Consider the following 13,428-nt stretch of genomic DNA (forward strand, 5'->3'; position numbering starts at 1 on the left):
AAAGGCGTAGCATATCAGAGTAAATTCCTCCAGTTGGTTATCAACGGGTAGAGTTACTGCCTGATGTTACGCCTTAATCCCTTAGCCAATTTGTCTGTGTAATAGTTCTGCCTGTTCAGCTAGTTTTTCACCACCCGCTTCAGCCAACGCTCTCACATATTTCAATTTAAATTTCTCTAGAGCATCCAGCAATCTAGATTGAATTTCCTCGGGTGTATTGTGCTGATTAAACTCTTCTACGATCGCCTCACGTAGATTATGTTGTAAGCGGTGGGTGATCTCTTTACCTTCTGCATCTAATAACGTACCCGCTAGACTGTGATAAAGACCCTGCACTACAGAATTAGATAATTGCTGTACCGCCTGGGTAGAAGCCTGTCCCAGCCCTGGTAAATGATGTAACTGTGCATATCCTGGCATCTGCTCCAGGGTTCTGGCTACACTATGTTGTACCAGTTCTTCGACATCCGGCTGAATTCGTGGCAGAACGCGATGCAGGCTCACATCATAGAGGTGATTCGCGATCGCCATGACATCATCCTGAATCACAAGCTGTGTGGAAGCATCTCGATCGGGTGACGGGGCAACGGCGGACGACAACCAATTAAGTAACTCGCCTTGACGAATTGCATCCTGCATCTGGTTAACCATTTCTATTCCCGCTAGTCCAACTAAGTCAGCCCCAACGGTTACAACAATATCCCGTTGGGCTTCTACTCTCAGTGGTTCCAGATTCAACAAATCCACCTGATACAAACGGAGGGCAACTGGCAGTACCCGTAGCCAGCGCCAAAATGGTAGCAACAAAAACACATCATACCAGCGTCGCCAAGTGGCATCTACCCAGGTTAAATTGGGGCGACGTTGCCGGATCGAAAGGATGCGGATCAAACTATCTGCCAAAAAAATCAGGACAAATGGCAAATCAATTAGCCAAAAATAATCAACTATTACACCGAATTGATTGACTCTACGGTAGTAGTTCGCCTGGAGAAAGGGACGAACTTGGGTATCCCAGAATGCAAGCTCTGATTGCCACCTCTGCTGGTCTAAATAAGCAGCACTCCAAAATTGATCAAATGCATCACGGGCGGAGGGCTGACCTGTTCTGGTGCGTAGACGTTGCTGAATCGTCGCTAGAGCATACTCTCCATGCGGTGACACAAACGCTGGCTCCGTCATCAAGCGTTGGCTCAATCCTCTTAACGTTGCTAATGAACCTGCAATTTCAGGCGATCGCGCTTCATTCTGAGTGAGTTGTTCCTTCAGCCGATCGACCTGTGCCTGGTAATACTCGGTTTCCGGATGGGCAACGATGCCTTTCACTGGATCATAGATTTGCGTTATACCAGGTAGATATTGGCGATAGACCGGACGCAAATTTAAGTAAGTGAGGTTAAACAAGACGAGTCCCAAATTAATCAGGGCAATCAGCGCAATCACTCGTTCGAGGCGAGGATAACGGCGCTCAAAATCAGGTTTAAATTTAACCATGATCCTAATGAAGTAACAGCATGGGAAAGCTTGCCATGAGGGTAAGGTGACTTAATCCGAGCTATCAACATATCCCTCAGATTTTGATCATCAATCCTAACGTAGAATTAAGCATCAACCTCTGGGATTAATTGCGCGATCGTACTTCGTTGACGAATTGCCAGATCATTAACTCCTACATTCAGGTAGTTGAATTCCCTAACTTGCTTATGCTTGAGTGATGAAGCAATTCCTGTCGCTTTAGTTATAACCAGTGGCAGTGAGATACATCGATCAACGAATTAAAAGGCACGTATGCAAATCCTTTTGCAACTAATTGGTACTGGACTCGTTTTGCTTGCTTTAGCAGACATTTTTCTGACCGTCCTACATCCACGGGCTGAAAGTAGTGTCATGAGTATTCCTGTGGCGAGAGCGGTATGGGGCTGTTTTCGATCGCTGGCTTCAGGATTAGGCAAGCAACGCGATAGCTTCCTATCCTATGGCGGCCCAATCATCATCATCACCATTATTAGTGTATGGGTGCTGTTGCTTTTAGTCGGGTTTGCGCTGCTGATTTGGCCAGGGTTAGGTACTGCCATCTACGCTGAACAGGGAAAAACTCCTACAGACTTTATTACGGCTGTCTACTATGCTGGATTTGCTCTGACCACCTTAGGCACAGGAGATCTTACTCCCCAAACCACTAACTATCGATTACTCATCATTCTAAAAAGCATCTTGGGATTTTCAGTATTTACCTTAACACTTTCCTATGTTTTATCAGTTTATAGCAACCTCACCAGCCGCAACACATTTGCCCTGAGTTTGCATCATCGGGCTGCTAATACCGCCGATCCAGTTGAACTCTTAGCACGTTTGGCCGCAAACAACAGTATCAACACTTTAGATCAAGATATTTCAGAAATCGCTCAGAATTTGATTAGCCTCTTAGAGTCCAATAATTCCTATCCAGTCCTGCTGTTTTTTCGGTATCGCCGGACTTACTATGCCTTACCCCGCATTGCTTATCTGGCAATGGATACCGCTACTTTTATCAAAAGTGCGCTTGACCAACAACAATATCGCTCAATCATTAATTCTTCTGGCACAGCCGAACTATGGTGTGGTGGTTTACACTTATTGAAGGAACTATGTCATACGCTCTTACCAAAAGTTCGGACGCAACCCCAGGAAATCTATGAATCGATCTGGCGGGAACACTACTACCAGGCACTAGAGCGGTTAAAGGCAGAAGGCATCACCACGATCGCCGATCCAGAAGCGGGAGCCGATTCCTATATTGCTATGCGCCATGAATGGTCACCCTACCTGGCAAAGCTCATTAAATATATGGGCTATAAACCAGAGCAGATCTTGCAATCCAAACCTGGTTGTTTTTAGTCCAGCCTGATGTGATCGTCAAAGGGAAACAGCCAACGCTTGATGAATCAGCCAAAGCCCGAATAAATGTAACGGGTAAAACAGATAAAACCAGCGAGCTTTTTGCCCCCGGCGATGATTAGCAACCTCTAAGACAAAGGGCACGAAAATGGCAGGCAATTGGGCGATCGCGAAATTGGGATAGATCAACAGCAGTCCCAGGTGTAGTCCGATCCACCCAGCCCACCAGATCACACTCATCCGAAAATTATGAATTAAGGCGATCGCGACAATGCCATAGGCACCATATTCCAAATTCAGCAGTTGGGCGATCGCACTACCGATTAACCAAATGATCAATCGCCATTCGGGAAATATCCTAACCAACCGTAAACCCAATAACCCCAGCAACAACGTAAACAAAATATTCCAATGAGTCGCGAGAAATAACAGCCAAACGATCGGCTGAGATAGGATTCCCAGTATCAGTAGACGCAGGCAATATTGCCCAAAATGATGGGTATGTTTTTCGCCATCAACTAGCAGAAGAATGAAGAGGGGAAAGCTAAAGCGTCCAATAATGCGAAAAATGACAATGCCCGGAAAAAAAACGGCTCCAATATGATCTACGAGCATTAAAATCGCTGCCAACAGTTTAATTTTGTAGTTGTTCAGCATCATATAGGGATTCAAATTAATCAGATTTGACTGGTTAGGCGAAGATTTACAGCCGTTTTCAAATGAATGCACCACACTTGTCAATTCGGTCAGCCCCCTTTTCTGGTATGCCCGTAGGGCTTTAAGCCCCCTTTCTACGATGCCGTCAGGCTATATTCTGGGGGACTTTGGCTCCTGTTCCCCCCAAAATTGGGGGGCTAGGGGGGCGAAAACTGCTGTAAATCGATCAACTTGATAATGTTAATGATTAAACGTTTAAGTAGCAGGTTTAGTTGATCGGGCGCGATCGCTGACGCTGCTTATGACCAAACAAGGTTTCCAAACGGCGAATTAACCAATAGGCTGACCGATTGAAAGTATGTTCAGTTAGGGTGTCTTTTCCTCCCCAAATCGGGATTTTGGTACCTAAGCGAGTCAAGGTATCGTAAACAATGAACCGGGCAACTTTCGCCTGTTTACCTGCCGTTGAATAGATGACCTGACAGGCATAGCCCAGATTCCCAATCAAAGGAATTAGACCGACTAGAAAGGCAACCCAGGGAATTTCACACCCTGCGATCGCGGATTGAATCATGCGATAAATAGTATAGACCGAGCGAAAAATTGGCCCATCAATGAAGAAAAATAGCCCAAATGTCACTTCGTTAATTATTCCTTTTGCTAATAGTAAAGGAAGAACTGAAATTTCAAATAGTAATATAATAACTTTGATTGCCAGGTAAACGCTTAGATCAACCAGATAATGGCTACTACGCTCTTGCTGTAGGCGGTCAATTAAGAAATTTGCTTCTGCATCGGTGAGCTGCTGGCGCTCCTGCCAAACATTAATTCGGTTATGAATTGAATTTCTGACTACAGTTAACCGATATCGTTGAGAGGTTAGGGTTTTCCAGGCATGTTTGAGCAGGTTGAGGTAGGGGATACGGCGTAATCTCTGCCCCAATCTGAGCGGCAGTTTAATCACTAGAAACAGTAGCTTATGGGCTATTTTCTTTACAGCCCGGATTGCTTCTCTGCCATACCATGCCAGTAAATGACGAGTGTACCAATCTGCCTGTTGTTGACTGAGCTTGCCTGTTTTCAGTTGATACTGGATACTTTGCTCAACTCCTCTCATGGTTTTCCAGGCAGTTTGGTGTTGAGCTAAACGATCGGTATAGTTCTCGATCGCGGCATACTGTGGCTGTCCCAACCGTTCAACGATCGTGGCGCGATGCTCAGTAATATATCGTTTCAACTTAATAGTATCTACATCGTCAAATAAAGGATGCCGATGTTGGAAGGCTTTAGGAAGATAAAACGAAAATAAAGTGAGGATATTGAGGGGAAATAATGCTGGCACACCGGATTCTAAATCAATCCAAACAAACTGATATAAATGAATGTCCTGAGTTGCACTCGGTTCAACGTCGGTTAATAGAAAATTGTTGAGGGCAACTGGATTTCCTTTACCGGCCTGCCAGACTAACCCATCAAATCCCGAGGCAATCAAGTGTTGCTGGAGCGGACGCATGATCTGGTGAGTTAAGACTGGAAGTTCTCGCCTCCGGCGCTGGGTAAACGGTTGACAGAGCGCCACACTCCTACCAGAAACGAATTCTGCATCCAACTGATAGGCTTGAAATTTTGCATTCCAGTCAATTGCGATCGCGTCTGCTACTTTCAATTTGTCCCCAAACCAGCATGACACTAACTTTGCCAGAAGTTTACGGCGATAATAGGCACATTGGATCGCATCTTCATTCCAGATATAAGGATTGGGTACACCCCAAAATAGGTAATGTACCAGTTTAGTTAATCCATGACTTTGGAAAATTTTTCGGGCAATTGGCCGATCGGGAGCGGCGACGAAATAAACTTGTCCCGATCGTCCGGCACCGAGCAAGTTTTCTTTGGCAATCGTTTCTGTCTCCACAGTCGTTAGATTCTGGTACTTAATAAGGATATATTCTTACAATGAGTACCAAATGTGACGAAAAAGTGATGGTATTCTTGCCCAAGCTGTTAAGCAGCTACTATCGTTCGGATTGATCCTGTGTCGATCGATCAATTCTGTCAATCCGTTGTCCAATGGGGGTTAATACTCGCAAGGTGAAATAGTTGACGATACTCATTAAAACGGCTACTTCATATTGACCATAGCCAACTGCCGCTCCCAATGCCCCGATCGCCCAAACACTCGCAGCAGTCGCTGTCCCTCGAACATTCACCCCTTCTTTCAGGATCGCACCCCCCCCAATAAAGCCAATTCCCACCATCAGCCCTTGAATAATCCGGGCTTTAGCATTTTCATCGGTTTCCAGAAATCCCAATGCCGTTAACACATAGCCACAACTGGCGACCGCAACCAGGGGAAAGGTACGCAATCCCATACTCCGTGTATGTCGTTCTCGTTCCCAGGCGATCGGCAAGGTCAGCAAAAATGCGATTACGATCTTCAAAGCATTGGTGAGAAATTGATTGAAGTTGAAATTTAACCCTTCCATATAACTCACCGAGCCTTAGCCACTATTCATCGGAATGATCAGGTGATGGTCGATCGGGTTTGCCCATCCGATTTTCGATCGGTGTCAGGAGGCGGAGTGTCAGATAGTTTACTACACTGATCAAGATTGCTACCTCATACTGCGAATAGGCTACGGCGGCTCCCAATGCTCCTGTTGACCAAACACTGGCGGCGGTTGCCGTTCCCCGAACATTCACTCCTTCCTTTAAAATGGCACCCCCCCCAATAAAGCCAATCCCACTCATCAACCCCTGTAAAATGCGGGCTTGAGCATTGCTTTCATCGGGTTCAATAAAACCAAGAGCAATTAATACATAGCCACAACTGGCAATAGCTACTAGAGGAAAGGTTCGGAGTCCCATAATCCGCGTAGATTTTTCCCGTTCCCACGCGATCGGTAGGGTCAGTAAAAATGCCGCCGCAATTTTAAATACCGCAATTAGCAGTTGCCCCAGGCTAAATCGTAACCATTCCATAATTTGATCTCCTGGTGAAGGAGTTGCCTTACTATTGACAACTCCTTACCTGATGTCAATCTTTAGGCAGGAACACGTTCTTTTTGAGTGCGGTTCCAGTGACGATGTTGCGCGATCGCCGCAATAAACTGTTGGCTGACATCCTGAATTGCCCCCTGCCGGGTAGTAACCACACCGTTATCAGCAGAAATGCGCCCATCCTGATCGGCTAAGTCAGCCCCCACAATATCAGAAGCTTGCAGGAGTTCTACCCCTTCCCCGGTTGCCGCGATCGCCTTGCCATGCCGAAAGGCTTCATTGATAAAGTGAATCGCATCCCCCTGCTGCTTCAAGGTTTCCACACTTGGCTGACCACCCGGAACATAGATGGCATCAAACATGACGGACGCACTGGTTAAAAAGGTTTTATCTACCTCCAGTTCTTGACCGTCAGCACTTCGCAGCATCCCGGCAAATTTAGACACGATTTTGGCTCTAGCCCCTTGATTTTGCAAAGCTTGCTGCATCTCCATCACGTGAGCCTGGTTAAACCCATCAGCGACCAGAATCGCAACCTGCCGACTCTGAATCGAGTCCTTACGGGTATTTTCCATACTTAAGGCAGGAGAACTCTGACCGTGGTTCTGTACTGCTGCTGTCGTCGGTTCCGGTACACCAATGCCTTTGGCAACTCGTTTGGCAAATTCATGGTCAACATGATTGAAATGATCGACCATCCGTTGCCGAATCGCTTTGTCATTCACTTTTGCCAATTCAAAGTGAGCCGCCGAGACAATGTGATCCTTTTCGGCATCAGACATACTATTCCAGAATAGAGTTGCCTGACTGTAGTGCTCCTGGAAACTATCACTGCGTTTGCGAATCTTGTGCCCTTCGACCTTCTCGGCATAGTGGGTATAGGCTCGCAGGTTATCGGGATTTGCCATCGGACAACCACCTCCCCGCGAATTCGGCGAATAGTTCACGGCTCCTTTGTCGATCGTTTGCCGCATGTAGCCATCTCGCTGATTATTGTGCGCCGGACACACGGAACGATTAATCGGAATTTCGGCAAAGTTGGGACCGCCCAGACGGATCAGTTGGGTATCTGTGTAGGAGAATAATCGTCCTTGCAACAGCGGATCATTGGTAAAATCGATGCCGGGAACGACATGACCGGGATGGAAGGCAACCTGTTCCGTTTCCGCAAAAAAGTTATCCGGGTTGCGGTTCAGCACCATCTTACCTACGGGTCGCACAGGCACTAATTCTTCGGGAATAATTTTAGTCGGGTCGAGTAAATCGAAATCAAATTGCTGTTCATCTTCTTCTTCAACAATTTGTACCCCTAATTCAAATTCGGGATAATCGCCCATGTCGATCGCTTCCCACAAATCCCGGCGATTGTAGTCCGGATCTTTCCCGGCTAATTTCTGCACCTCATCCCAAACCAGGGCATGCATCCCCAGAATCGGCTTCCAGTGTAGTTTGACAAATCGAGCTTTCCCCTGTTCGTTAATCCACCGGAAGGTATGTACTCCAAAGCCCTCCATCATGCGGTAGCTACGGGGTAAGGCGCGATCGGACAACACCCACAGAATCATGTGCATCGATTCGGGCACAAGGGAAATAAAATCCCAGAAGTTATCATGGGCAGCGGAAGCCTGGGGCATTTCGTGGTGCGGTTCTGGTTTGATTGAATGCACCAGATCAGGAAACTTAATGCCATCTTGAATAAAAAATACGGGCATATTATTGCCGACCAGATCATACACTCCATCTTCGGTATAAAACTTGGTGGCAAACCCGCGCACATCCCGCACCGTATCCGCCGATCCCCGAAAGCCCACTACGGTCGAAAACCGCACAAATACTGGCGTTTTGACGGCGGGATCTTGGAGGAAACGGGCTTTGGTAAATTCCGCCATCGACTCATAAACCTGGAAGTAGCCATGCGCTCCTGATCCTCTAGCATGAACCACGCGCTCTGGAATCCGTTCATGGTCGAAGTGGGTCATCTTCTCCCGAAAATGAAAATCCTCCATCAGGGTTGGACCCCGTTCCCCGGCTTTAAGAGAATTATCGGTATCATCAATCCGAACACCCTGGTTAGTCGTCAAATGTTCACCCGATTCGCGGCGAAAGGTTTCCAATTGCTCGTCTTTGCGGTGTTCATTCATACCATTCTGTCCCGTCATAGTCTCTCATCCTCCGACAGGGTGCGATAGGGATGCATCCTGTGCTATTTCAAGGCTTGATGACAAATGTGACAGGAAAGTGACATGCTTTTTTCAACTAATAAACCAAGCTCAATGTAGCGATCGCTACCTTCATTACCTGATAACTTTAATCGAAAAATCACCCCCAGTGAAGACAGGAAAGGGAGCAGTCCTGTGGTTTAATTCATGCAGTCCTGCGGTCACGATATGCTGCGTCATGCCAAGTCCCGAATGGCGCTTAATGTCTGCTCCATCTGCTCAGGAGTATTGTAGACACCGGGAGTCAGGCGGGCATGGGAGGGGGAATAGGGCGTATCACTGGCGATGATCTGGCGTTGCTCTAACCGGCGTACCACCTCTCGCGGTCGTAGTCCCTGCACATCAAAACAAATAATTCCGGCAGACAGGGTTTGTGCCATTGGGGTATATAGAGTCACATGGGACATTTGTGCCAATCCCTGTTTCAATTGTTGGCTGAGGCTGTAGATACGATCGCGCACCTGAGTTTTGCCCAATTGTTGATGCCAGACAAAGGCCTGCTGCATTGCCCACAAATGTTCAAAGGGTTTGAAGCCACCCGGAGTCATGCGTCCGCCCCAACCGGCTCCCCGCGTAAAGGTGGGAATGGTGGGAGTAACGGCGGCTTGGTTTGCGGCTCTGCCCCAGAGAATGCCTGTACCTCGGGGAGCAAATAGCCATTTATGTGTACCTGCTGCGAAAAAATCACAGCCTAAATCGGCGATCGCGGTCGCTTCTACCCCCAAACCATGCACCCCATCCACAAACAGCAAAGCCCGATCGTCAGGATCTCGGTCTGCATTGATTTCTGCCAAGCGATCGGCAATTTGACGAATGGGCACTTTTAAGCCTGTACTGGAATGAACCCAGGTCGCAGTCACCAATCGGGTTTGAGGTCGGATGGCTTGCAGCAGCCTATCGACCATTTCAGCGTCAGATACCGTCTGAATAGTTTGGTAGAGCGGAATTTTTCGCATGGCTGCCCCCGTTCGTTGGGCTTTGTAGCGCAGAGATTCATGGGTTGAGTAATAGTCAAAATCGGTTGTCAACATTTCCTGGGTGGAGCGAATTTGCAATCCATTGATCACTAACGCTGTCCCCATTGTGGTGCTATCAGTCAATGCCACCTCCTGTGGACGCACCCCCAGATAGGTTGCGGCGGCCTGCCGAACTTCAGATTCCAGGCGGGAATTATTCGTTTCCAAATAAACGGCTGGGTTGTCATTCAGGGCTTGCTGATAACGGACGATCGCGTCCTGTACGGGCTGAGGATGGGAGGCAATCAGTAGTCCGGCTAGATGCACCAGGGCTGGATCAAGTTGAAACTGAGCGCGAACATAGCTCCATTGATCTGACGCATCTTGGGCTGAGGTGGGTCGTGTTTGTGGTTCGCTGGCGATCGCCGTGGAGCGTTCCGAGGTGGGTTCCGGTTCTGCTTCAGCCGCCCGATCGCGATCGCCATGCTCCTGACAGCCTGTAAGATGGGTCATGACTGTTGCCGTTGCCCCTAAGCCGATCGAGGTTAAAACATCTCTCCGTTTCCAGGTCATTTTCTTTCTTCCCACAGGGTCACTTACCCGTTCTGCGGCTACCAGTAGTAGAAACGCGATCGTTGCCAACTGCAAAGATTACATCAAGCGGCGCTATCTCCAAGATTGATGGTAAATGTGACCGGAAAGTGACACGCTGTGTGAGAGACACATTGCCAAGAAAAACTGAACAGAAGCGATCGCTTAAATCCATTACTTTTCTCTTCACTGATTGTTCCAAGTTCCTGGCATCGTTCTTGTACCTAGAGATGGTTATCCTAATAAACGGGAAACATTAGCATAGATTAATTAAGGTAGCGATGCAGATAGGCTCCGCGATCGCTATGCTGTCAATGCAAATAGAATTTCAGTCATCAACGGTTTAGGAGAGAATTAAATGCGTTATATCCTGACATGCGTTATGGTGATTTGCATTTTTCTATCTGGATGTGAATATGTGATTCCCCACACCAGCGATGCCCTTTCTCATAGCAAACAAGTTGAAGAACTGCACAAACAAACTCAACAACTGGAACGCCAAACCGAAGCCCTAGAACGATTATCTACCTCGATCGAACAACTGGCGAATCCTTAGATGGGTAAATATCAAATCGCCCCCAGGTTCCCAGGATGAGGGAATTCCAGGGGCTAATTGTCTTCCAACCAATCTGGTAGTCTGGCAAATCCGTTAAACTGCTGGAGGTTGTGCCTGTTCCTGGGCAACTGAGGGGGGCAACGCGATCGGATCATCATCCAGTGACAGCAAGAAGTTGACTAAATCCGTCTGATCCTGCGGCTGAAATCCGGCTGGCTGATCCACCCAATATTCGTGCCCTTGACCACTGACATTCGATCGCTGCAAATCCGCATTGGCTTGGTTCGCTGCTACCATCGGCTGACGCAGAGAGCGATCGAGCAACATGCGTAAACTCGCGGCGGCATCGGGTTTAATGCCCTGCATCAAGGTTCCCACCATACCAATCTGATCCGGTTTCGCGATCCTGTACCAACCATCCTCCTCTGGTTGCAACGCGGTATCACTGGCAGCAACGCCACCATCATGCAAATAAGGAGCATGTAAGTAAGCGCCAATCAGCTTCATGACTTTATAGCCACCCGCCGGATCACTTTGAGCATAGGCAAGTTTGATATCGGCTTCCGGGGTAATATCGGTTGGAACGGACAACACCTGAGGATCGGATGGTAACGGCACTGGCACATTCGGGGCATAGGTATCGGGTGGGACAAACTCCTCCGCAAACTTTTTGGAAGCAGGGGCACGAACGGGTTGGGTTTTGATCTCCCGTTGGGCAATTACCCGGTGATTGGTGAAATAACGTCCACTATGGCAGGTCGCACAGTTAGCATTATCAAAGATCTTGGCTCCCCGTTGCACAGAGGCAACATCTGTAATCGTGTCATTGGGAGGAGGAGCCAGGGTGTTTTGCCATGCCGACATGCCATTCAATTGTGCCGCCACCGGATGACCGGGAGTTGCTGCCATCAAGCCATTTTGCATAAACAGCGTTCCTTTGGGATACTCCGGCATTTTGATCGTCCAGTTAATGCCTGGAGCATCGGGAGTCGGATCAACTTGCTCAAAAAACTCAGAGGGACGCGCGGCTTCAGGTAGACGGTAGTGGGAACTGGGGGCATTCTGGAACATTGTGCCTAGATACAGGTCTTTATCAATGCCTAGCACCCCTGGAGCTGCATCTGCGGTCGTAGTGGGGTCAGCATTCAAGCCAAATACCGCATTATTGAGGGTGGTTAAGCCGTGAAACCAGCCGATCGAGGCTACCCCACTCCAGGCATAGGGAAACGCCTCATGGGTATAGGAAGAAGGCACTTTTGCCGTATTATTTTTCAAATCCCCATTGGAGACAAAATTGCCGGGAGGCCAGGAGAGCAATGCCTCATCCACCGCATCTTCCATCACCTGGCGATCGGGTAACTGAGCCAGTTCGCCTTCACTATTCCGATAGGTTTGCTCCCCGGATGGCATCTGATTGGGATTCACATCCGTTTGCCGGAATAGTGCCGCCGAATTCGATGCCATCGCCAGCAACATGCCCAGATTAATATCTGTATTAGTTGCCCCTTCCATGATCCGTCCCGTTTGCTCATTCACAGTTGTGTGACAGAGCGCACAGGTAATCCCGACCCGCAGTTTGCCGTGATCCAGGTGATTGACTAGCCCCAAGGGCACTAGGGAATCTTTAGCTACATCCAGACCTGTGTTAATCACCTTTCCGGCAGGAAAGGTACGATCGCCCAGTTTGACGGTTTCATCCAGGGTCACCTGAAGATTGGAGGTGGGTTGTCCTTTCAGTGCCAGGATCGACGTTGACAGTTTGCCTAGCCCTAACGGCCCATCCAGAATACCGATGACATCAGTAAATAAAACATCATTGCCAAACGTCTCTTGATAAAACGTGTTTCGTCCTAAATCAATCAGATCTTCAGTGACTTCAACGGCACCCTGTTCCGGCGACAGGCGTTCCTGTCCCGCTGCGGTCTGAAGTAACTGATTGGCTTCTGCCTGACTCACCACTTGACCGAGCACATCGTAGTCACCCACACTACGCGGGGCAGATTGGGTCAGGGGCGTGTAGGTTGCGCTTAAATCCGGGGGGCTACTCGGTAAGGCAAGTTCCATCTGGTAACCCAGAAATCCCGCCAGAGCAACGAGAGCAACGAGAATCATCGTAATGCGGAGTCGCATAAATGCCTCCTGAAGCAGGGTCTACACACAGAGTTTGATCACACCTGGTTGAATCAGGCATGATCACTCGCCTGAATTGCTCTCAACGCAATCTCAGTTATCTCTAGCTTCGATCGCGAAAGTGACGGGAAAGTGACATGAATTGTTACAATTACATGTAAAATTGCATATAAAAAATAATTAGCAAAGCCCAGTGACGATCGACTAGCGGCATCATGGTACGGGGCAATCATCATAGTTAGAACAATAGTCGGGGCAATATATCGCCTCAAACTTTAAGACTTTAGAAGGATGAACTGCACAGTGTAAATGGGGATTAGAGGAGTAAAAGCGGCAGTGCTTACAACGAACTTTAGTCGGATCCTGAACCTCTGTTTGCACAGTTTTTAGCTCAAGTAATCTTCTGAACAAGGCACTATAAATTAAGACAAATGCACCCAGT

Annotated in this window: 10 protein-coding genes; 2 read left to right on the forward strand and 8 right to left on the reverse strand. The window is 48.0% G+C overall.

Annotated features, from left to right (window positions below):
- Positions 1-81 precede the first annotated feature (81 nt).
- Positions 82-1,494: a hypothetical protein gene (locus ACN4EK_RS14975; protein ID WP_431658778.1), complete on the reverse strand. Its 1,413-nt coding sequence runs from the start codon at positions 1,492-1,494 to the stop codon at positions 82-84.
- Between the two features lie 294 nt (positions 1,495-1,788).
- Between ACN4EK_RS14975 and ACN4EK_RS14980 the strand changes: the two genes are divergently transcribed.
- Positions 1,789-2,877: a potassium channel family protein gene (locus ACN4EK_RS14980; RefSeq protein ID WP_431658779.1), complete on the forward strand. Its 1,089-nt coding sequence runs from the start codon at positions 1,789-1,791 to the stop codon at positions 2,875-2,877.
- Between the two features lie 18 nt (positions 2,878-2,895).
- Here ACN4EK_RS14980 and ACN4EK_RS14985 read toward each other — a convergent pair whose 3' ends face one another.
- The 6 genes from ACN4EK_RS14985 to ACN4EK_RS15010 all read right to left on the reverse strand — a co-directional run bounded on the left by ACN4EK_RS14985 (position 2,896) and on the right by ACN4EK_RS15010 (position 10,282).
- Positions 2,896-3,537 (reverse strand): TraX family protein, encoded by a 642-nt coding sequence (locus ACN4EK_RS14985; protein ID WP_431658780.1) that lies wholly within the window; start codon positions 3,535-3,537, stop codon positions 2,896-2,898.
- Positions 3,538-3,802: 265 nt separating this feature from the next.
- Entirely contained in the window at positions 3,803-5,449 is a 1,647-nt protein-coding gene (locus ACN4EK_RS14990; protein ID WP_431658781.1) for a hypothetical protein, read from the reverse strand.
- A gap of 100 nt (positions 5,450-5,549) precedes the next feature.
- The gene (locus tag ACN4EK_RS14995; RefSeq protein WP_431658783.1) at positions 5,550-5,975 is read right to left on the reverse strand and encodes an MgtC/SapB family protein; all 426 of its coding nucleotides are present in this window, start codon (positions 5,973-5,975) and stop codon (positions 5,550-5,552) included.
- A 67-nt stretch (positions 5,976-6,042) separates the two neighbouring features.
- On the reverse strand, positions 6,043-6,516 hold the full coding sequence (locus tag ACN4EK_RS15000; RefSeq protein WP_431658784.1) for an MgtC/SapB family protein: 474 nt from the start codon (positions 6,514-6,516) through the stop codon (positions 6,043-6,045).
- A gap of 62 nt (positions 6,517-6,578) precedes the next feature.
- Positions 6,579-8,693 carry a catalase gene (locus tag ACN4EK_RS15005; RefSeq protein WP_431658785.1) on the reverse strand — a complete coding sequence of 705 codons (2,115 nt, stop codon included), beginning with the start codon at positions 8,691-8,693 and terminating at the stop codon, positions 6,579-6,581.
- Between the two features lie 236 nt (positions 8,694-8,929).
- Positions 8,930-10,282 (reverse strand): aminotransferase class V-fold PLP-dependent enzyme, encoded by a 1,353-nt coding sequence (locus tag ACN4EK_RS15010; RefSeq protein WP_431658786.1) that lies wholly within the window; start codon positions 10,280-10,282, stop codon positions 8,930-8,932.
- Positions 10,283-10,682: 400 nt separating this feature from the next.
- Here ACN4EK_RS15010 and ACN4EK_RS15015 point away from each other — a divergent pair, with 400 nt between their 5' ends.
- Positions 10,683-10,856 carry a hypothetical protein gene (locus tag ACN4EK_RS15015; RefSeq protein ID WP_431658787.1) on the forward strand — a complete coding sequence of 58 codons (174 nt, stop codon included), beginning with the start codon at positions 10,683-10,685 and terminating at the stop codon, positions 10,854-10,856.
- 93 nt (positions 10,857-10,949) lie between these two features.
- On the opposite strand, the gene ACN4EK_RS15020 is transcribed toward ACN4EK_RS15015, so the two are convergent.
- Entirely contained in the window at positions 10,950-12,986 is a 2,037-nt protein-coding gene (locus ACN4EK_RS15020) for a hypothetical protein (protein ID WP_431658788.1), read from the reverse strand.
- Between the last annotated feature and the right edge of the window lie 442 nt (positions 12,987-13,428).

The sequence above is a fragment of the Pantanalinema rosaneae CENA516 genome, from assembly GCF_050753385.1.
Classification (GTDB): Bacteria; Cyanobacteriota; Cyanobacteriia; order Leptolyngbyales; family Leptolyngbyaceae; genus Pantanalinema; species Pantanalinema rosaneae.

Bases quoted from the DNA above. Each gene is read 5' to 3' on its own strand.
- ACN4EK_RS14975 (WP_431658778.1), bottom strand. From the start codon at position 1,494: ATGGTTAAATTTAAACCTGATTTTGAGCGCCGTTATCCTCGCCTCGAA.
- ACN4EK_RS14980 (WP_431658779.1), top strand. From the start codon at position 1,789: ATGCAAATCCTTTTGCAACTAATTGGTACTGGACTCGTTTTGCTTGCT.
- ACN4EK_RS14985 (WP_431658780.1), bottom strand. From the start codon at position 3,537: ATGATGCTGAACAACTACAAAATTAAACTGTTGGCAGCGATTTTAATG.
- ACN4EK_RS15000 (WP_431658784.1), bottom strand. From the start codon at position 6,516: ATGGAATGGTTACGATTTAGCCTGGGGCAACTGCTAATTGCGGTATTT.
- ACN4EK_RS15005 (WP_431658785.1), bottom strand. From the start codon at position 8,693: ATGACGGGACAGAATGGTATGAATGAACACCGCAAAGACGAGCAATTG.
- ACN4EK_RS15010 (WP_431658786.1), bottom strand. From the start codon at position 10,282: ATGACCTGGAAACGGAGAGATGTTTTAACCTCGATCGGCTTAGGGGCA.
- ACN4EK_RS15015 (WP_431658787.1), top strand. From the start codon at position 10,683: ATGGTGATTTGCATTTTTCTATCTGGATGTGAATATGTGATTCCCCAC.
- ACN4EK_RS15020 (WP_431658788.1), bottom strand. From the start codon at position 12,986: ATGCGACTCCGCATTACGATGATTCTCGTTGCTCTCGTTGCTCTGGCG.